This is a genomic window from Flavobacteriales bacterium, from assembly GCA_016704485.1.
Taxonomy (GTDB): domain Bacteria; phylum Bacteroidota; class Bacteroidia; order Flavobacteriales_F; family PHOS-HE28; genus PHOS-HE28.
In genome coordinates this window covers 1-21,670 of the sequence record JADJAA010000001.1, presented here as the reverse complement: position 1 = coordinate 21,670, position 21,670 = coordinate 1, and the positions used below count along the sequence as shown (strand labels likewise).

General features: G+C 49.4%; 17 protein-coding genes. 3 read left to right on the top strand and 14 right to left on the bottom strand.

The features are described from left to right. Positions 1-16 precede the first annotated feature (16 nt). Complete coding sequence (locus tag IPF95_00085) at positions 17-1,513, bottom strand: NAD(P)/FAD-dependent oxidoreductase (protein MBK6473092.1); 1,497 nt, start codon at positions 1,511-1,513, stop codon at positions 17-19. A gap of 237 nt (positions 1,514-1,750) precedes the next feature. Here IPF95_00085 and IPF95_00080 point away from each other — a divergent pair, with 237 nt between their 5' ends. The 3 genes from IPF95_00080 to IPF95_00070 all read left to right on the top strand — a co-directional run bounded on the left by IPF95_00080 (position 1,751) and on the right by IPF95_00070 (position 8,892). Next, the gene (locus IPF95_00080; protein ID MBK6473091.1) at positions 1,751-6,223 is read left to right on the top strand and encodes a PKD domain-containing protein; all 4,473 of its coding nucleotides are present in this window, start codon (positions 1,751-1,753) and stop codon (positions 6,221-6,223) included. Positions 6,224-6,227: 4 nt separating this feature from the next. Continuing rightward, positions 6,228-7,817 carry a PD40 domain-containing protein gene (locus IPF95_00075; GenBank protein ID MBK6473090.1) on the top strand — a complete coding sequence of 530 codons (1,590 nt, stop codon included), beginning with the start codon at positions 6,228-6,230 and terminating at the stop codon, positions 7,815-7,817. Between the two features lie 67 nt (positions 7,818-7,884). Next, positions 7,885-8,892, top strand: a complete 1,008-nt coding sequence (locus IPF95_00070; GenBank protein ID MBK6473089.1) for a type IX secretion system membrane protein PorP/SprF — start codon at positions 7,885-7,887, stop codon at positions 8,890-8,892. Positions 8,893-8,916: 24 nt separating this feature from the next. On the opposite strand, the gene IPF95_00065 is transcribed toward IPF95_00070, so the two are convergent. The 13 genes from IPF95_00065 to IPF95_00005 all read right to left on the bottom strand — a co-directional run. Continuing rightward, positions 8,917-10,809 (bottom strand): ABC-F family ATP-binding cassette domain-containing protein, encoded by a 1,893-nt coding sequence (locus IPF95_00065; GenBank protein ID MBK6473088.1) that lies wholly within the window; start codon positions 10,807-10,809, stop codon positions 8,917-8,919. Between the two features lie 55 nt (positions 10,810-10,864). Next, positions 10,865-11,221, bottom strand: coding sequence for a LytTR family transcriptional regulator (locus tag IPF95_00060; protein ID MBK6473087.1), 357 nt, complete (start codon positions 11,219-11,221; stop codon positions 10,865-10,867). A gap of 145 nt (positions 11,222-11,366) precedes the next feature. Then, positions 11,367-11,621 (bottom strand): response regulator, encoded by a 255-nt coding sequence (locus tag IPF95_00055; protein MBK6473086.1) that lies wholly within the window; start codon positions 11,619-11,621, stop codon positions 11,367-11,369. Between the two features lie 110 nt (positions 11,622-11,731). Next, complete coding sequence (locus tag IPF95_00050; GenBank protein MBK6473085.1) at positions 11,732-12,244, bottom strand: hypothetical protein; 513 nt, start codon at positions 12,242-12,244, stop codon at positions 11,732-11,734. Positions 12,245-12,469: 225 nt separating this feature from the next. Further along, positions 12,470-12,982: a hypothetical protein gene (locus IPF95_00045; protein ID MBK6473084.1), complete on the bottom strand. Its 513-nt coding sequence runs from the start codon at positions 12,980-12,982 to the stop codon at positions 12,470-12,472. Between the two features lie 351 nt (positions 12,983-13,333). Next, entirely contained in the window at positions 13,334-13,969 is a 636-nt protein-coding gene (locus IPF95_00040) for a T9SS type A sorting domain-containing protein (protein ID MBK6473083.1), read from the bottom strand. A gap of 69 nt (positions 13,970-14,038) precedes the next feature. Beyond that, on the bottom strand, positions 14,039-14,326 hold the full coding sequence (locus IPF95_00035; protein MBK6473082.1) for a hypothetical protein: 288 nt from the start codon (positions 14,324-14,326) through the stop codon (positions 14,039-14,041). After that, complete coding sequence (locus IPF95_00030; protein ID MBK6473081.1) at positions 14,313-16,328, bottom strand: hypothetical protein; 2,016 nt, start codon at positions 16,326-16,328, stop codon at positions 14,313-14,315. The genes IPF95_00035 and IPF95_00030 overlap by 14 nt, the downstream gene beginning before the upstream one ends. Then, entirely contained in the window at positions 16,321-16,773 is a 453-nt protein-coding gene (locus IPF95_00025) for a hypothetical protein (GenBank protein MBK6473080.1), read from the bottom strand. Before IPF95_00025 ends, IPF95_00030 begins: the two co-directional genes overlap by 8 nt. A 427-nt stretch (positions 16,774-17,200) precedes the next feature. Continuing rightward, complete coding sequence (locus IPF95_00020) at positions 17,201-19,177, bottom strand: T9SS type A sorting domain-containing protein (protein MBK6473079.1); 1,977 nt, start codon at positions 19,175-19,177, stop codon at positions 17,201-17,203. Then, positions 19,174-19,407: a hypothetical protein gene (locus tag IPF95_00015; protein MBK6473078.1), complete on the bottom strand. Its 234-nt coding sequence runs from the start codon at positions 19,405-19,407 to the stop codon at positions 19,174-19,176. Before IPF95_00015 ends, IPF95_00020 begins: the two co-directional genes overlap by 4 nt. A gap of 2 nt (positions 19,408-19,409) precedes the next feature. Further along, positions 19,410-21,128, bottom strand: a complete 1,719-nt coding sequence (locus tag IPF95_00010; protein ID MBK6473077.1) for a hypothetical protein — start codon at positions 21,126-21,128, stop codon at positions 19,410-19,412. A 237-nt stretch (positions 21,129-21,365) separates the two neighbouring features. Beyond that, a partial coding sequence (locus IPF95_00005; GenBank protein MBK6473076.1) for a hypothetical protein occupies positions 21,366-21,670 on the bottom strand: 305 nt, incomplete at its 5' end.

Below are 21,670 nucleotides of genomic sequence, written 5' to 3'. Positions count from 1 at the left end.
AGCCCGTTGACGTTGGTCAAGCAGCGACCAGGTCTTTCAACGCTGGTGTCCACGTGTAGCATCGCATGCGATCATCGAATACGCTTGGATTGAATACGCTCTTGCCTAAAAGCATGCGAGCACATTCCTGAACACCTTCCGTAATACTTGGGTGCGGATGGATCAATTCGGCCAGTTCATTGATCGGAATGGAGAGTTTGATCATTAGGGCTACAGCTTCTATGGCACTGGAAGCATGTTCGCCAACGGCGCGCATACCGAGTACGCGCATCTGATCATCGTTCGTGACGATCACTTTGAAGAATCCTTTGGTACGGCGCATGGCGATCGCACGGGCAAGACATGAATAGTCGATCCGCGCAACGCGATATGAAATGCCACGTTGCTGGCATTCGCGTTCGTTCAAACCAACGCCCGCAACTTCCGGGTCCAGGAACATGATCGTACTTGCATTATCATAGGAAAGCGGTTCAGTACGTCCACACCAGATGCGTTCAATTGCATGTCGACCCTCCATTTCGCCGAGATTCACCAACATGTTCTTGGATGATGCATCGCCTACGATATGGATCCAAGGTTTTGATGTTGCGGTATCATTGATCACAGGACATTTTGTTTCCGGGTTGAACTCAACGCCGGCATTTTCCAGACCTAGGTCACGGATATTCGGTGTGCGACCCACGGAGACCAACGCCTTTTCCACGCGTATCGTCTCCGATCGACCATCCGGATAGGATAGGGAATATTCTACTTGGTCATCAACAACACCAATGTGGTCCAACTTAGCTGAACGGTGAATTACGACGCCGCGTTTTTGGAGATTCTTAGCGATAAGGTCGGAAACGTCACTGTCCTCGAAAGGCAAGATCCGTTCGGCACGATCCACCAGATGCACTTTGGTACTCCCGAGATTGGAGAAGATCGTAGCGAATTCACAACCGATCACACCAGCTCCAATGATCACAATGCTCTTAGGCAAAGCTGTAATGTTGAAAATACCATCGCTGGTCATGATCCGCACTTCGTCCACGTCGATACCTGGAAGGGACCTAGGTCTGCTTCCGGTAGCAATGACAACATTGTCCGCTCGAACGTGTATTGAACCGGATCCATTTTCAATGGAGATCATGTTCGGACCGAGAATACTGGCAACTCCTCGTTCGTGTTTTAGTTTCCCGGCTCCGTGCTTATAGCCTTGGGTCATTAGAAGCTGGATGTGGCACGCATAAAGGTATTTTCGATCGAAGATGGCCTCTTGCATGGACTTGTGGATCTCCCCCCAAGTAAGTCGGAAGGGCTCCCTATCCCGTCCTCGCATAAGTTCGTTCGTGCTCGATACGCGCTGCGATACTTCCCATAGGGTCTTGGAGGAGAGCGCTCCATTATAGATTCCGGTTCCACCTACGCGATCCCGTTCTACGAGCAGTACATTCTTTCCGAAGTCCAATGCACGCATTGCGGCAGCATACCCTGCAGGGCCTGCGCCGATCACACATAGGTCGTAATGTTCCATTGGTCTTACTTGATTATTTGGATGGTCATCGGTTCGCAATTGATGCTGTGCGGTCACCTCTATACGTGAATAGTGGTGAGCAGGTTATCGTAAGCGATCGACGGGTCTGGTAAGAACTAGGCAGGTCAGGTCTATCCTGATAATTGTATCCTTTCCAGGCAAGCGTGCGTACAACGGCGTACTATCAACTGACCCGTGCTTAAAATCCGGAACGTCATATTCCTTACCTCAACCGTGTTGTCATTGTCCGTAATTGGCCAATGTCCGCAGCTTTATGACTATGATGGTGTGCCTTCAGGTACTCCCACCTGGTACAGTTGTTCCGGTGCGAATTATACGTTGGTACTGGCTACGCCGAATGCAGTTGCCGATTACAGTATTGATTGGGGTGCTGGCGGCCCGTTACAGATCGGGGCATCACTTGCGCCGCCCCAGACAGTAACGCATCTGTATCCTGTATCGGTAGCTGAGTACACTATCACGTTCACTGAGTTGGCCACCGGCTGCCAGGTCATCGGTACGTTGATCATGGAGGAAAGCTCCAGTGCGTCCATTCAGATCCCTGTTGGTGGCCTTACGCAAGTGTGCGCCCCGCAGGCCGTACAATTCACGAATAGCAGCACGAACGTATCGCCCAACACTGTATTCGAATGGGACTTTGGAGATGGAAGTCCAATACAGACCATGGATCACACGAATTTTGGTCAGACCATCTCACACATGTACATGCCAGGTACGGTCAGTTGTGAGACCACAGTTCGATTGACAGCAGCGAATGAATGCAACACGTTGCAGGGTGGTGTGAGCGTTGCAACGTTCAATCCGATCCGGATCTGGGATCTCGACACGGCGGTGATCACCCCATCCGCTACGCTGCTCTGTTGGCCGGATAATGAAGTTACTTTCTTGAATAACTCGTTGCGTAATTGCATCAATCAGGGTAATATCTATCAGCGGTATGAGTATTGGAATTTCGGTGATTATTGGGGAACGGGACAGGACTCTATCCTGAACTGGACGCCTTGGCCGGTTTCATTCCCGCACACCATTGCGTATCCTGCAATAGGTTCATATGATGTGGTGATGTTGGACAGCAATGTCTGTGGTATTGACACGGCTCGCATAACGATCAATATTATTCCACCACCTTCAGTAACACTTTCTGTTTCACCTGATACAGTATGCGCCGGTGAGACCGTTACATTCAACCAGACCACGAACGGTGGTGCGAATTACTTTGAGTGGGACTTCGACAATGGTGCGGGATTCAATTGGACAGCAGCAGGCGATCAAAGCCATACGTTCAATACTGTAGGTACGTATACAGTAGGATATACGGCCAGCGTGCAAAGTGCCGCCGGCTGTGCAGATACCGCGTATGTGGATATTGTGGTACTACCTAGCCCAACGGCAGCATTCACCTTGGACATTAGCGCTGCTTGCAATACCCTGACCGTTAACTGCACCAATACCACTGCCGGTGCATTACAGTATTTGTGGGATTTTGGTGATGGTTCAACGAGCTCGTTGTTGACCCCAGCGCCGCACACCTATAATACACCCGGTGAGTATACGATCTCATTAACAGCTACGAATGCGCTGCAATGCTCTGATGTTACAACACGGATCGTGAATGTATTCGAACCGCCCGTGGTGCAGATCGGAGCACAGAATGTATGCGAAGGGGAGACTGCAAGTTTTATTGACCTTTCAACATTCGAGGTGGGGAATGAAATAACGACCTGGAGTTGGGATCTGGGCGATGGAACCACAAGTTCCGATGAGTCCCCTTATCATCTTTACACAGGATCAGGCACCTATTCAGTGACGCTTGACGTAACCACTCCGTATTGTGCAAGTAGTGGTGCTCTTAGCGTTACTGTGGAGGCCAAACCAATTGCTGATGTGACACCCAGTGCACAGATCGGCTGTTCTCCTATGTTGGTTGATCTAACGAACAACAGTATCGGTGGTACTACAGCAGACTGGACCTTCGGTGACGGTGGCACCAGCACCAGCTGGTCTGCAAGTCATACGTACATCAACACAGGAACACAGGATAGCATATATACCGTTCAATTGATCGTTGGTACAGGAACAGGTTGTTCGGATACTACAACGACATTGATCACGGTAAGTCCGCCGGTTCATGCTCAATTCTCGCATAATGCAATGCCGGGTTGCGCGCCATTCGATGTGGATTTCACGAATCAAAGTACCGCAGCGAATTCGTATGAATGGAATTTCGGCGATGGTACGACTTCGACTTTGGTTTCTCCATCACATCAATATGTGAATATATCTTATTTCTTGGACATACACACGATCACGTTGATCGCAAATTCAAGCTCGGGCTGTGCAGATACCGTTAGTCAACAGATCTTGGTATATCCTACACCCGAATTCAATTTCACAGCATTGCCGGATAGCGGTTGTAGCCCTTTGTCTGTAACGTTCCCTTCAGTGGTCGGTGCGGTCAGCTATGAATGGGATTATGGTGATGGTACAACGGGAACAGGGCCATCGCCAACACATATCTATGTGAATAATAGTACCAATGATCTTCAGTTACCGGTAACGTTGATCGGAGCAAATGCATTCGGTTGTATGGATACGACATCTTCCATCGTCACGGTATATCCTGATCCTACAGCACAATTCTCGTTGGATACCGTGGCTGGCTGTCATCCATTCACTGCCCAAATGACCAACCAAAGCACCGGAGCAAATGAATTCCATTGGACATATGGTGATGGTATGTCCTCTGATACGACAGATGCTGTTCATGCACATTCATGGACCAACTATTCCGGTCCTTGGGCAACGAATTTCAATGTCTCGTTAACCGTTTCCACAGATCATGGTTGCACCAGTACCGTATCAGAAACGATCCAAGTTTATCCTTTGGTTACATCTGGATTTGTAACCGATACTTCAGGGTGTGCCCCATTGAATGCTGCATTTGCCAACGTGAGTTCGGGTGCCAGCGCTTACACATGGGACTTTGGTGATGGACAGACCGATACGTTAAGCTCGCCCTCCCATATCTATGCTAATCAAGGCTTGAACGATGTTGTGTTCAATGCTTCATTGATCGCGACGAATTCATTTGGTTGCACGGACACAGCCTATGCACAGATGTTCGTTCATCCGCAGCCAATAGCGCAATTCGTTCCAAGCTCACAGGCCGGTTGTCAGCCATTATTGGTCGATCTGGAGGATCTGAGCATTGGTGCAACGAACCTTGCATGGGATCTTGGAGATGGCCAAACAGTGAACGGTGGACCAGGTAATGTTTCCCATACTTACAGCAATACCTCTTCGGATCCTGTTTTATATGATCCTGTTCTGATCGCTTCTACCATCCACGGTTGTTCGGATACCGCAACAAGTCAGATCGAAGTCTTCCCGCCAATAACAGCGGTCTTTAGTATAGATACGGTTGTTTGTTCGCCATTCATTTCCAATATCATCAATTCCAGTGTAGGTGCGGTAAACTATCTATGGACCATGGGCGATGGCGTAATACTCGCTGAGCAGAACCCTATACACACCTATGTGAATTCAACGAACTCCATCCAGACCCGGGTCATCACGCTAACAACCACTTCAGCATATGGTTGTACAGCGACATCGTCAGTTACAATTCAGGTACATCCTGTACCGAATGCAGCTTTGCAAGCAACCCCGTTCACACAGCAATTTCCGAATGCAACCGTGAATTTTGCGAACAACAGTGCTGCGGGTGCCTGGACATACTTATGGAACCTAGACGATGGAACGACCTTTAATACGCAAACGATCACGGCGCACACATATAGCACGTGGGGTACATATCAAGTTTCACTTATCGTAAGTAGCGCGATCTGCTCCGACACCGCAATACAGGAGGTCGTGATCCTACCTCCATTACCAACAGCTAATTTCATCGGTTCAGGAGAAGGTTGTGTTCCGTTGACGGTGGATTTCACGAATACATCTTGGCAAGGGTTGACCTATCTGTGGCAATTTGGTGATGGAAGCACCAGTTCTGCGGATGATCCCATCTATACATTCAACGTTCCTGGAACGTACACGGTGACATTGACCGCATACGGACAAGGGGGAATGACAAGCTTAGCAACAAAGGTCGATTCGGTGATAGTACATCCTAAAGCTACTGCATTTTTCGTATCACAACCTGAAGAGGTAGTAGTACCGTCGGAGACCGTGTATTTCTACAATCTTTCCAGTAACGCAACTGATTATTCATGGCAGTTCGGCGATGGCGTTATATCCACGGATATGAACCCCGAGCACAACTATTTGGACCCAGGTACGTATGACGTGGTAATGATCGCAAATAATCAGTGGAATTGTCCCGATACCTTCACGGTGATCGGTGCTGTTACCGGCGAAGCTGCTGGTGATCTACAATTCCCGAATGCGTTCACACCTGCGCTGGATGGACCTACGAATGGTGAATATGATCCACGCAGTTTCGAGAACCACTTTTTCTTTCCGTTGCATAGCGGAGTGGAACAGTTTGACCTGAAGATCTATGACCGATGGGGCGAGTTGATATTCGCTACCACCGACATCATGATCGGTTGGGATGGTTATTACCGTGGAGAACCTGCGAAACAGGATGTCTACGTCTGGAAAGCATTTGCCAAATTCAGTGACGGTCGCGAGACCGTTCAAAAAGGTGACCTCACATTACTCCGTTGAAATCATGAAGATTTTACTCACCACGATCACGATCTGTGTAGCAACCGCTTTGTCGGCGCAGAACAATTACAAGCGGATCCATAACGAAATGTTGGATCAGGCCAAAGATGCTTTGGATCATGATGATCTGGAGGAAGCCGCCAAGCTTTACAAGCGATTGTTGCCGGTCGATACCACATTCTCCCCCGTCTATTATGAAATGGGGATGTGCATGATACATATGCCGGGACAGAAAGACAAGGCGGCGGCAATGTTCGAGCATGCGGCACGTCATGGACATATTGAAGCTATTTACGAATTGGGTATGGCGCGCCATCGTCAGCAACGATTCGATCAAGCACTTGATCTTTTCACCAGTTACAAAAGCTTGAAAATGCGGGAGCGGAATGATGTCGAGGTCGAACGTCAACTAGCGATGGTCACAAAAGCCAAGGAAATGGTAAGACAACCGTTAGAGCTGGAGATCCGCAATATGGGTTCAATGGTCAATTCCGAAGCTCATGATTATTGTCCTCTTGTAACGGCAGATGGCAACACGATGTTTTTCACTTCACGTCGCTCAGGTACGACCGGTGGACTCAAAGACCCAAGTGGTCAGTGGTTCGAGGATATCTATTCAGCAAAACGGATCGATGAGATCTGGACCAACGCGGTCAATGCTGGACCGAGCCTGAATTCAATGGTCCATGATGCAACCGTGGGTCTGAGTCCGGACGGTAGCTCGATGATCATCTACCGCACGCAGAAGAATCTGGTCAGCGGTGATCTTTATGAAGCACGCATGCATAGTCGCGAATGGCAGTTACCCGAGTTGATGACCGATAAGATCAACTCCACTGCACATGAGCCAAGCGCGAGCATTGCACCTGGCGGTGATGAGATCTATTTTACCAGTGATCGCGAAGGTGGCCATGGTGGGCGTGATATCTACCGCATCCGGCGATTACCGAACAACGAATGGAGCATGCCGTTGAACCTAGGTCCTACGATCAATACGGAATATGATGAGGACGCACCTTTCATTCATAGCGATGGAACCACGTTGTTCTTTAGCAGCAATGGGCATAACACCATGGGAGGTTATGACATTTTCAAGTCGGTATTGTTGGATCCTGATATGAACGGATGGGGTACTGCGGAGAACATGGGTTACCCACTGAATACAGTGAACGACGATATTTATTTCTGTTTGAGTGAAGATGGATACACGGGGTATTTCTCTTCCGAGCGTCCTGGTGGTATGGGTATGCAGGACATCTATCAAGTGGTGTTCCCAGGGTCACAGCTGAACTACGTGGTTGTTCGCGGTGTTGTAGCCGATGCAAGTGACGATCCGTTGAGGGCACGGATCATTTTGACCGATATGACAGGAGAAGAGATACTGGGTGTATACAATAGTAACCAGACGACCGGTAGGTACCTGATGGTATTGGAACCTGGTCATCGGTACAAGATAGCAGTAGAAGCCAGTGGTTATGCTACCTACGCCAGTGAGATACATGCGAAAGCCGTGATCAGCGATACACGCGAAATGCCATTTGACATACTTATGATGCCAGGTGGTGCAAGCGCTGGTATTAGTAAGAATGACTAACAGCGTACCGGCATATGGAAGTACACTTCAAAGAGTCCGCCCACAAGCGGACTTTTTGAAGTTGCTCATGTACACGTACCGCAATGTATTGTTTGCATCGTTCATCGCGATAGCAACATTCCAAGTAGTTGCACAGGATGCACAGTTCACGCAGTTCTATGCTTCGCCGACCTATATGGGGCCGGGCTTCGCAGGCACTGGACTACAGACCCGATTCGGGTTGGCTGTTCGTGATCAATGGCCAGCAATTCCCGGAGCTTTCGTAACCGCAAATTTTGCGATGGATCATTACTTGAAAGAGATCCATAGCGGTGTGGGATTGTTGGTGACCCACGACAAAGCTGGATCTGGAGGACTTCGTTACTCGTGCGTTGCAGGTCAGTTCGCCTATGAGATCGAATTGAAACGAAAGGTTTTCATTCGTCCGGCACTTCAACTTGGCTGGGTGAACCATTCCGTCGATTATTCGGATCTGGTCTTTGGGGACCAGCTTGCGCGTGGAGGTGAAACAGGTATCAATACGGAACGGCCGCGTACCAGCATCGGGTACATGGATGCCGGGGCAGGTGCCTTGTTCTTTACACCGAAATTATGGCTAGGCTTCTCGATCCATCACCTCAATAAGCCGAACCAGTCACTGTTGGAGAACACCTCAGTTGTTCCGCGAAAATTCAGTTTGCATGGCGGTTATCTTATGACGATGCACACTCCGGTGATCATGGAACATCCGCAAAGCGTGGTCTTCGCGTTCAATTTCAAATCGCAGGGTAAGTACGATCAGTTGGACATAGGTGCCTATTTCGAACGTAATCCTTTTTACGTTGGGCTATGGTATCGCGGGATCCCGGTGTTCAAGTCGTATGCGCCAGGATATGGCAATAACGATGCTGTTGCTGTACTCGTAGGGTTCATCGTGAATGATCTTCGCATAGGATATAGTTATGATCTAACCATTTCCAAATTGGGAGGAGGAAGTGGCGGTGCGCATGAACTGACCCTAGGATACGAGGTCGCCAGCCGTTATAAGCGTCGGTCAGCATCGAAGCGTCGGATCGTTCCGTGTGCGAAATTCTGATGCTGATCCTCGCGGGAACTGGAATTACTCTTCCTTCTCGCTCAATACCAACCAGCGGTCGGTTATGCGTTCCAGCTCGGAAGTGATCTTTTCCAATGCGACCGAGTGTTCCATGATGGCATGATGATCCGCACTATCGGCGACCATTTTTCCAAGCAGCTCAGTTTTTTTCACCTCGAGCTTGGGCATTTCCTTATCGATCTTCTTCAACTCCAAGCGTTCGGCAAAAGTGAGTTTGTTCTCTGGCTTGCGGTCCTTGCTCTTCTCTACGACGATCATTGGCGGAGCAGTCTTTTTGATCGATGCCAAAGCCAGTTCATCCTTTTCGCGTTCGCGTAATTCGGTAAAGGATCCGATCCATTCCTTGATCTCGCCTGCACCCTTGAAGACAAGCAATTTCGTACACAGTTTGTCCATGAAAAAACGATCATGGCTAACGATCAGCAAACAAATATCCAGGTCCACGAGAAAATCCTCCAACGCATTGAGCGTAGGAATATCAAGATCATTCGTAGGTTCGTCCAGGATCAGAACGTTCGGGTTCTTCATAAGCACTGTACACAGATACAGTCGGCGCTTCTCACCACCGCTCAGCGTGCTTACGTATTGGAATTGTTTGTCCTTATCGAACAGGAAGCGTTCCAACAAACCACTTGCGGTCAGTGTTTTGCCTTTGTTCAACGGAATAAGTTCGGCGATCTCGCGCACCACTTCAATGATGCGTTTGTCCTCCGTAAGTTTTAATCCCTGCTGGCCGAATGTGCCCAGAACCACCGTGTCGCCGATGGTCACTTTACCCATGTCGGGTTCCTGTTGTTTCGTGAGCAGGTCGATGAACGTACTCTTACCAATGCCATTAGGTCCAACAATACCAATGCGGTCACCGCGCTTCAAGGAATAGTTGAAGTGCTCCACGATCGGTTTGTAGGTCTCAGGATCATTGCGATCCCCGAATCCCATGGTGAGGTTACGTGCTTCGATGACCTTGCCGCCCAATCGCTCTGTTTTCACATCGATCTTCACTTGTTCGCGATCGAATTTTTTGGTGGCATCCGCTTTGATCTTATCGAATGCATCCAAGCGGCTCTTGCTTTTCGTGCCACGTGCTCTAGGCATTTTGCGGACCCATTCCAGCTCGCTCTTCATGAGGCCGCGCAAATGGTGCTGAGTGGCATCCCGCACATCATCCAGCAGCGCTTTCTTCTCCACGTAGTAACTGTAGTTGCCTTTGAAGCGTGTGAAATCACCGAACTCCATTTCAATGATCTCGTCGCACACGTTGTCCAGAAAATAGCGATCGTGCGTCACCAACAATACGGTCATGTTGGGTGCATTCAGTTCATCCTCCAATTGCTCGATCATATCCACATCTAGGTGGTTGGTCGGCTCGTCGAGGATCAAGACATCCGGGGCATGGATCAAGACCTTTGCCATGGCAAGGCGCTTCTGCTGGCCACCACTTAATGTATTGACAGGTTGCTCCATATCACGCAGTCCGAAGCGGTGCAGCAGGACATTTACACGGGCTTCATGATCCCATGCTTTATTCTCCTCCATGAGCTCAATGGCCTTTTGCATAGTATCTGCATCAGCACCCTTGGCTACAGCGTGTTCATAGGCTCTCACGGCGTTGGTCACAGGGTCGTTCTGGTCCAACATTTCATCCAACAAGGAATGGGTGGAATTCATCTCCACGCTCTGGTCCAAATAACCGGTGGTCAGGCCCTTGTTGAAGGTAATGATGCCACTATCCGGCTTTTCCAGTCCGGCAATGCATTTAAGCAGGGTGCTTTTTCCGGTACCATTCCGAGCAACGATCGCGGTTTTCTGACCACGCTCCAGACCGAAGGAAATATTCTCGAATAATTGGCGTGGCCCGTACCGTTTGGCAAGGCGTTCTACAGAAAGCACGTTCATGGGGCGCGAAGGTCGGTATTGGTTCGGTGCCACGACCCATTTTGGACCAATATCCTTACAACCGAGCCAAACTATCCATCAGCTCCTGCTTCTTCCTTCGGCTTACAGCCACGTTCGTACCATCGCTCATGATCACTTCGCCACCTTCTCCGCGAATGTATTTGGTGATGTGTTTTACGTTGATCAAGTATGAATGGTGTACGCGAATAAAACGCTCAGGGTCCAAGATGTCCTCGAACTCCTTCAGCGTTCGGCTGATCACCAAGCGTTTTTTATCTGTTTGATGGACCACAGTGTAATTGCTATCACTTTCGCAGTAGGTAATGTTGTCCACATCCACCATTTCCAAACCCTCCGCGACCGGCAATGCAATTCGTCTTTCCGCGCTCTTGGGTTGCGTTAAGTTCTTCATTAACGCCATGAATTGATCCAGGCGTCTGTGGTGTGCGTTCTGCTTGAAGCACTTTTGCGATAGCACTCTCCAGCTCGTCCGGATCACAGGTTTCAGAAGATAGTCCAAGGCGCTGAAGCGAATGGCCTTAACCGCAAAGCCCTCATCAGGCAGTCGTAAAGATCACATGTGGCCTGTCAGGACCTATCGTTTGGAGCAGATCGAACCCGGTCTGATTGCCCATTTCAATATCCAGGAATAGGATCTTGGGTTTAACCTTGCCGAGTAAGGCAACACCATCCGGCACATTGGTGGCCATACCCAATAACTTGATGTTCTTATGCTTCCGTTCGAGGATACCGCTAAGGGCATCTCTACAGTGTTGTTCGTCGTCCACGATCACGGCGGAGAGTTCGGTCATTCTTGGTTCGCTTTTGTTGCGAGGCGAAAGATAGCACTCTAGGACCGAACGAGTATATAAAAACGGAGAAGGGCCGCATCTAGCGGCCTCATTTCCGAGATGCAAAAGGCTTACAACTTTGCGGCAATGGCATTGCTAGCCAGCATGTTCTTGGCCTGTGGTGTAGGCACGAGCAAGGTGCGAACACCCTCTCCAAGTAGGGTGAAGTAGATCTTGCCGGCCAAGCCATCATATTCCATTGGGTAGTTCTTGTCCTGGCGCTCTAGTTGCACGTAGAATTCTACGTTTTCTGGGCGTGCGAATGGGCCTTTTGCTACTGGTGCATTGTGGGTATCGAGTAGGATCTCTTTGGTGATGTGTTCTTCGCTGGTAAGGATCACGCTAACGGTCTCGTTGGTAGGCACTGCGAAATTGTACTGGCCATGGCAGCCGATCATTACATCCATGGTATCCACGCCATCGGTAACGATCATGGAAACTTCAGCATTGGTGGATTGGGCCATTAATATGCTGCCTTTAAAGACCACGTGGCCTTGTGCATTGGCGAAGAGTGAGCATGTTACAGCGATGATGAAGAGAGCTGTGTGGAGAAGCGTGCGTTTGTGAAGTGGTTGGAAGTTCATTTGAGTTGGTTTTGTTAGGGGTGTGTGTTGTTGTTCGACAGTGCAAATCTGCGGCTGCCTTAACCCCTGGCGAAGCAGGAATGAGCAAGTGGCGGGTGGGAGAGAGCAAGTGGCGGAAATAGGTTGAAGGCCATGATGAACATGCATTTCGGAATACAGACTTTAAACCCCGGAAACGGAAAAAGGCCGCTCTGAGGCGGCCCATTTTCCGAAGAAGGGATTTACTTACAACGCTGCGGTAAAGGTGTTGGAAACCAGCATGTTCTTTGGTTGTGGCGTAGGAACGATCATCGTCCGAACACCTTCGCCTTGTGGTGCGAAATAGATGCTTCCTGCGAGACCGCTGTACATCATGGGCTGCGTCGTTGATTGAGGCTCCAGCTCCACATAGAACTCTACCTGCGCCGTGCGAGCAAATGGACCCTTAGCTTCAGGAGCGTTGTGGGTATCAAGCTTGATCTCTTTGGTGATGTAGTTCTCGCTGGTCAGTATCACGCTAACGATCTCGTTGGTTGGGATAGCGAAGTTGTATTTGCCATGGCGGCCGATCATCACGTCCATGGTGTCGACACCATCAGTAACGATCATGGAAACGGCTGGGCTGGTGATATCGGTACGGAGCACACGGCCTTTGAAGATAACATGGCCTTGGGCGTTGGCCATTACGGAGAATCCGATAGCTATCACGAAGAGGATGGTGTGGAGTAAAGTGCGCTTGTGGAGAGGTTGGAAGTTCATTTGAGTTGGTTTTGTTAGGGGGTGCGTGTGTTGTTGTTTGACAGTGCAAATCTGCAGCTGTCATCACCTGGCGAAGCGGGAACGAGCAAGTGGCGGGTGGGATAGAGTAAGTGGCGCAAACGCCATGGCCCCCCAATGGATATGCTAAGCAGAAATCTTTCTGAACACCATGGAAATGGAACAGGGCCGCCTCTTTCGAGACAGCCCTGTTACTGCTTTATTTGGTCCATTTCGTTGCCCGAATCGGATGGATCCGCACGAAAAATTTACCACCTTTCGAATGATCGGGTCGCAGATCGACTAAGGACAGAACTTGACCAAAGAACTTTTTTCACCAAATACATGACCGATCTATTGCTTTACAAAGCGTGCATGCATTTCATAGGTGCCATTCGCGTTGGTCAACGTAAGGAAGTATGCACCAGCGTCAAATCCAGCCAAGGAAAAGTCGAATCGTCCAGAACCATTTACCGGTCCCATGGGAACGCTCCAAACAATCCTCCCACCGGCATCCATTATACGCAATATCATGCCATCTTCCGGTAGTTCGTCAAAGTAGACGGTTGCATTGTCCAACATGGGATTCGGAACCACTATTGGGGCACCGGACTTGAACAGCACATGCACAACATTTGATGGTTTTTCAGTTCCGTCAAGATCGACCTGGATCAATCGGTAATAGTTACTGCCAGCGTATGGGAAATCATCCACGAAAGTGTAATCGATCAAAGAGACGGACGTTCCAGCGGAAGGCAGGCTGCCAAAACGGTCGAATGAGATCGCATCCATTGATCGCTCCACTATGAAATGGGAGGTATTCGTCTCAGAAACCGTAGCCCAATTCAATTCTACGGATCCTTTTATTGGTCTAGCGTGCAGATCGAGGAGGTCCACAGGGAGCACGGTACAGTCCAATGAAGCTCCATTGGTCAAGTTCCAGCCAAGATCGAAAGCTTGACCATTTGAGCTGAAATTATCGATATACAAGATGTGATCTCACCTGCAAGAACATTGATGGTGCTCACGAACCGATCCCCACTAGCACTTTCTGTAGCGTCAACGGCTCCATTTCCAAGTCCGGTAGGTCCATATGGTGCGGCATACGAACAACGCAAAGGGGGCACCTGTAGGAGGACATGCAATAGTGTTCATCGGTCCCCAAAGTGCAAAGTCGTAATCCGTAGGTACAGTTGGTGTGATCGTAAACCCGATCGTGCCTGAGGCACTTGGCGAGAAATAATACCAGGTTCCTTGGCGTTCGCCGCTAAGGAGACACCCTTGGTTGGCAGTATTCAGGTCATTGACATTACCCGTGTTCGAACTGTTGTTATTAAAGTTGTCCACTACAGATCGTAACGCCTCCAGCGCAATCCTGCGGCGCGGCCGGTGGAGTTACGCAATCCACAGACTGTGCAAAAGAAACACCAGCAATAGGTGAAGATCCGGAGTTGAAGAAGACGCCACCATTCAACATACCGAGTGAATAACTGTTCTCATACTGGAACGGGCCTGATGCATCGTAGGTAAGTACAATAACATCATTAATGTTCATGCCCAATAGCACCTGTGTATTTGCTCCTGTTACCGTGTACCACGTATTCGCACCTCCGTTAATGCTAACACCAACTTGTGATGTACCCCAACCATCGCCCCAGCTATCGTACAAATTGAGGATATAAACACAATCTCCAGTAGGCGGCGGTGGTGGCGTATGAACACAGATAGAGAATGAACCATTGCTGTACGCACCGTATGCCCAGAAGCGTATATAAACGGTAGAGCCTGGTGCTAAGCCATTAAGGGTCAATGCGGGCATTAACCCTGTGCCACCATCGTCATCACAAGCGATCTGCACGAAAGGCCCCGCACAAGAAGGGGCCGTGTATACGGACATTCCGCCATCGGTAATCACTCCGGCGGCAGTTTCAATGATCAAGGAGCCGTTCGCAGGTACGACGGCTGAGAACCAGACATCACTGGTAACATAGGTAGCGCAAGTTGGTGGCGGTGGCCCTGTGGTTCCGGTCGAATTTGATGTGGTGCTGGCCGTGAAGGCGCAGTTCGTATTGACAGTTAGACTTGTGGCACCACAAGGATCATCATTGCCCTGAGGAGGTGGAGGTGTACCACAAATGATGTTCGCTGCCCAACCCGCCCTAACTCCTGAACCATCGGAAGTAAAGTTCAGTGTTATGCATCCACTTGCATCGGTCGAGGTTATAGCACCCGGGCTCACCGTTCCACTGTAGGATCCAAGAAGTGGTGAGGCCGTTGTGGGACCATTGTAGATATTTACGAAATCCCATCCTGCTTCCGTATTGAATGCAGTGAAATTAATGGTCACTACATCCCCTGGAGTGGTAGGGCAATAGGTCGCCGTGAAATTGGTGCTGTTCGCATAGTTCCCACCAGCGCCGCCTGGATCGTACACCGTAGTTCCACACGCAGCCGGAGGAGGTACTGGGGGAGCGCAGGTGACATTTCCAAGCCAACCAGCCGCAACACCTGAACCGTCCGAAGTGAAATTCAAGGTTAGGCATCCACCAACTGCGCTTGAGGTAACGGGACCCGGTATCGTGGTGCCGCTATAAGTACCTAGAACCGGAGATGCCGTTGAAGGACCGTTATAGATCGTGACAATATCCCAACCAGCCTCCGTAGCAAATTGTGTGAAGTTCAACGTGACCATATCACCGGCCACGGATGGGCAATATGTTCGTGTGAAGTTGGTATTGTTGAGGTAGTTCCCACCTCCCGCTGGATCGGAGAATGAATTACCACAGGCAGGTAGCGGTGGAGGGGGTAAGTTCAGACCGAAAAGACCAGGACATGGGCTATTGGGTGTTGGCCATGTATCGAACCAAATAAAATAGTTCGTTCCCGCGACAAGCGGCACGTTAATGGATGTGTAGGTTCCAACATTTCCATCACCGTAAATACATGTACCACCTCCATTAGGGCAACCCGCCCAAATTTGTATGGAACTCCAAGCCTGTCCGTTCACCCATGCATTATAGGTTCCCGAAGTGGTTGGTGTGAATGAATAAAGCGCTTCATTTCCATTCTTGTAACCTGCATTGTCACCAGTTCCGCATAGCGCGCCTGGCACGTTCGTGGAATTAAGGTCATTGGCCGCACCACAAACCAGGGATTGGTTCACAATAGGTAGAGTTGCAGGGTTTATCACCGTTGCACCAGGGCAAGTTGTAGCAAATGAGTTCTCATTCATTGCCAACAAGACAATAGCCATGAAAATGATCCGTGCCAATGGTCTCAATGACGAGAATAGGTCAACGTTCGTAACAGAATTAGATCCGGATGCGGCAAAGCGTAACGTTCTATTCATTCTTCAATGGTTCTTGTTCGTTCATTGCCTTATAAACCTCAGGGTGTGCCTGTATCCACGCCTGTTTTTCAGCATTGTACACCGCTTCATCATGAGCTGGAGCACCAGTATTCTTCAGAATGGGAAAGTTATTCGCTGTTGCCTTTTGCGTCGCCAACACGTCAATGGCAAAGTTCCCACCTCCATTCGTTCCGAGGTCCGAGATCAGTTCGGCTACTTCTATGGACGCGTCCAAACGCACTTTCAAGTGTTGTCCGGAGATCGATACGAGGGCTTCAGGATCGAGCGAACGAACCACTTCGTAGACCATTTTCTCATGTATTTCGCCATCCGTTGCCTGCAATACGTAGGTATTCGAGACCTGTCCGTATAACGGCAAACCCACAACGAAAAGCAGTGACATCAGCACAACTTGGTAGAGAGGTCGTTTGTCCAAGATATTCATTGAATGATCCAATATGTTGGTTGAATGGTCCTGCAAGATAGAATAATGATCCGGTCATTACCAAACGCATTCTCTCATATGACGAACAATATCCAATGTGGTTGCCTCAAGCACAGTGAACATCGGGCACGGAATCCCTTAGGATAACTGCTCAGTACAAGTATGACGCTACTTATTTACAGTTTTGTGACTGTCTCCGAGTTTGTTATGGTCGACAGCCCAAGGTCCGGAGATTGTTGAGCGCATCTCAAAAGAGTTCTTGAATGCGCGTAGATGGGTCACACGATGATCTGCGGCGCGAAAGCCACGCATAGGGGTGGTTATGGGGGATCAGAACCCGGATCGTGCATCAGGGTCCGTCGCAAGGGTCACATTCGCATTCCGCATGAGTGCGGAACGAAGCATGATCTTGAGATGCGCTCTGGTCTTATTCCTTCATGAATCGACCAGAACCGATCTGGTTTTCCTGTCGATCGAACAAATGGATCGAATAGATGCCCGCGTCCAGATCACCAACAGGAATGTTCACGAAGGATGGTTCATTAGCAAGAGCAACACGGATCACCCTGACCATCCGCCCGCTTCCGTCGAAAATGTTAAGGACCACTTGGTCCGAATAGCCAACAGGTAGGTCTATCTGGATCGATGAATTGGCTGGGTTCGGTCTGGGAAGAAGTACGTTGTTATCGCTTTTGAATTCTACCGGGGCTACACTGGAGTATGTGTGTGATCCGTCAAGGTCGAGTTGTTTCAAACGATAGTAATTGATGCCTGTTCGAGGGTGTTCATGGAAATACTCATAGTCGATGGTCTCTAGTGATGTTCCTGCGGCAATTACGTGGCCGATGGGGTCGAAACGCTCGGCATCGATTGAATGTTCAATAATGTAACGATCTGAATTTGACTCGGTCTGGGTCTTCCAACTCACCAGGACACGATCCTTGAGAGCTAGCGCATTGAATTCAATCAATTCAACCGGTAGTACGGTGCAATCAAGCATATCCGGGGTGCTCAGGTTCCACGTGAGGTTGAATGATTGCCCTGTAATATCGAAATTGTCCACATACATTACATAGATCTGCCCTATGTTACCTGCTCCAACCGCGATCGGCCTAACGAAACCGTTCACTGCGGGACCCCAATCCGGTTCAGAGAGGTCCAAGTTTCCTGCGGACAGACCAGTTTGATAGGCTACGTTGCCGGGATATCCCGGAACATTGGGTGGGTAAGCCCATGTACATCGCAATGGAAAAGTTGCAGGTGGACAGGCAATTGTGTTCATCGGGCCCCAAATTGCAAAATCATAATCCACGTTCACGGGATTTCCTGAAGAATTGGTCGGTTGCAACACGAATGCCATTGTTCCTAAGCTTTGCGGAGAGAAGTAGTACCATGTACCTTGGCGTTCACCAGCGCTGAGACATCCTCTGTTCGTAATGTTGAGATCTACTGAACATCCGGTGTAATCCGCTGAGTTATTAATGGCTTGACTACCGCAAACAGTGATCCCACCAGCGCAATCCTCGGCAGGTGTCGGAAAGAATTCCGGGCCTCTTACACAAAGGTCGAATATTCCCGAACTGTTGTTGTATCCCCAGTATCGGATATAGTACGTTGCTCCTGGTGTTAGGGCATCACAGCGTCGGTCAATATCGGGCATCAGTCCAGGGCCACTATCATCATCGCAGCCATTCGGAACCAACGCTAAACTGCCACATGTGCCTGAATACAGTTGCATAGCGCCGTCATTCAATGTTACCGAATTCGAATTGATCCTTACTACACCACTTGCAGGCGCGGTGAACTGGAACCAAATATCCGTATTTGGGGCTGAGCTGCATGTTGGTGCCGGTGTTGTTCCGGAAGCTGTGGCACCCACATTGGTGAAATTCTGGACGAAGCAGTTCTCGATAACAGGTAGAACAATGGCACCTCCACAATTGTCATTGGTCATTGGTGGTGGTGGGGAGGAGCATGTAATGGACAACGGTGCACATCCTCCTGAGTGCGCGCAAGTGTTAAAGAAATTCACATAGCGATCAACAAGAACACGAAGTTGGCCGGTGTAGGTGGCCACCCATGTTACTTGCGATTGCAGACCGCAGAAGTCATCATTGAATCCTATTGAACCGCCGCCGGCATTGTTGTATAATGTTATGCGTGTGTCATAGGTCGCCCCGCATGTACTGAATACGTATATATTACCTGTGGTTACAGCAATACGTGCATATTGGCCGGCATTCAGGCAAGGAACGCTCATTGAGCCAGGACATGGTGGAGTTATGGTTCCACCAGCCAGTAACGTATTGTTATTCGTACACTGTGAAAATGTACTGAAAGGTGCATAGAAAAGTAATAATGCGCCACAGATGACGGCGATATGGGGAGAACGATCGCGGATCATAGTTTTTTGCTTTTTGAACGAGTGCCGATCAACGTAGCATCGGAAGCAATTGGATAAGAGATCTTCCAAAGGGCATCAATTGCATTGTGCCGAGCTTGGATCTCTCCAAAAACTTCCGTTCTACCAAATATATGTAGATCACGTAATGTCATGTCAAGTTTATTTTGCCTTGAGGGTAGATCGCCATAGCCTTCGCAATGCGATGGAGAACCACCTAATGAAGTATGCATGATCATTCCTTGATAAAGCGCCCGCGACCTGCAAGCATTTGGTCGTTACCTATCAATTGTATCATATAACTACCCACCTCAAGGTCGTTCAAGGGAATGTTCACGAAGGATGGTCCGATCCAAGCGGGAATTGAAACCGATCGTACAATACGTCCCCCGGTATCGTATATTGTGGCCATACATGACCCGGCTGAGCTTTCCGGAAGGTCTATCTGTATTGAGGAACTTGCCGGATTTGGTCGAGGAACCAATGTGGCAAGGCTCTTCTTGAACTCGATCGGGACAATGTCCGTGTAGGTGAACGTACCGTCCAGATCCACTTGCTTAAGGCGATAGTAGTTGACACCGTTATTCGGGTCAGGGTCATCAAAGGAATAGTCGATCGTGCCGAACGAATTACCGGCAGCGCTCAACGATCCGATGGGTTTGAAATCTGTTGCATCGACTGAATGTTCCAATGTGAAATGCGAACTATTCGATTCTGTTTGGGTGATCCAAGACAGTTCGATCACTTCATCGACAACTTTAGCCTCGAAATCCACGAGTTCGACAGGAAGCACAGTGCAGTCCAACATGCCTGGTGTACTGAACGTCCAAGTAAGGTCGAATGTCTGGCCTGAGATGTCGAAATTATCGACGTACATCGCATAGACCTTGCCTACATCGGTGGCGGCAACAGTTATCGGTTGCACGAATCCATTAACGAATGCACCTCCATCCGTTTCTGAAAGGTCATCATTCCCCGATGCAAGTCCGGTGCGGTATGCGACGTTTCCTGGATAACCCGGTACATTGGGTGGGTATGCCCAAGAACATCGTATCGGAGAACCGCTCGGTGGGCAGGAAAGTGAGGTAGTTGGTCCCCAGATCGCAAAATCGTAATCCATATCCACTGGAGATCCGGCACCATTGGTAGGTTGCAATAGGAATTCCATTGTTCCCGTGTTGTTCGGTGAGAAATGGAACCAAGTTCCTTGTCTTTCATTGGATGCCAAGCAGCCTCTGTTCGACCCGTTCAGATCTACGGTGCAGCCGGTGTAATCCGTTGCGTTACTGACCGAATGGGAACCGCATATCGTACGGCCACCGGTGCAGTCTTCTACTGGTTCGGGGAAGTAGCCCGGCCAATAAACACAAAGGTCGAATGTTCCAGTTGCGCCACCGTATCCCCAATAACGGAGATAGTACGTGGTATTCGGTGTGAGAACTGCACACCGTCGATCCAGGTAGGGCATATATCCAGGGCCACTATCATCATCACAACCACCGGTTACAAGTGATAAGCTGCCGCATGTTCCAGAGTAGAGCTGCATTGCGCCATCGGACAAAGACCCGGAACTTGATAGGATCCTTACCACGCCACTGGCCGGTATTGTGAACCTGAACCAGACATCGGTATTCGGAGCGCTGCTACACGTTGGTGCGGGGCTTGTTCCGGAGGCGGTCGCAAGAAGATTCGAAAAGTTCTCAGGGACGCAACTCGCCGTAACGGGAAGGTCAATGGCCCCGCTACAATCATCATTGGTTATTGGGACGTTGCATGTTATCGATACGGTAGCACAACCACCTGTATGAGCACATGCGTTGCCTCCGGTCCATCGATCAACGAGTACGTGAACCGTTCCGGTGAAGGTTGCTGTCCAAGTTATTTGTGAACGTAGCCCACAGAAGTCGTCATTGAAAGCCAATGAAGCACCTCCGCTACTGTTGTACAGTGTCATACGCGTGTCGTAAGTTGCTCCATCGCAAGTGCTGAAAACATAGTATTGCCAGTGGTTACGTTAACTCTAGCATATCTCCCGGATGACACGCATGTGATCGAGGTCGTCCCTGGGCAAGTAGGAGTTACCATACTGCCTATAACTGTATTGTTATTCGGGCATTGGGCACTGGATCGTGATGCACTCAAGTTCAATACTATTATGGCCAGAAAGAGAATGAAGTTGCGCGTCATGGACCTATTTATCATTGTCTTTAGAACCTGGCTGCTCACCGCTGATCAGGGCATTATACTCTAGTTGATGTGTTTGTATCCATTGTGATTTTGCAGTCTCATACCGTGAATTGTCCTCGATCTCGTTCCCAGTATCGATCATAGTTGGAAAGAGGATGTCGGAGGTCTCATTATTCCGCTGTTCATCACCCGCGGCTCCAGTGGGGTTGAATCCGATCAGCACAAAACCATGTGGTTCAATGAGCGTACCGAGCTGTAGAAAAGTGACAGTGGTAGGTGAGTTGAATAATAAAGAACGCGTTTCACGGT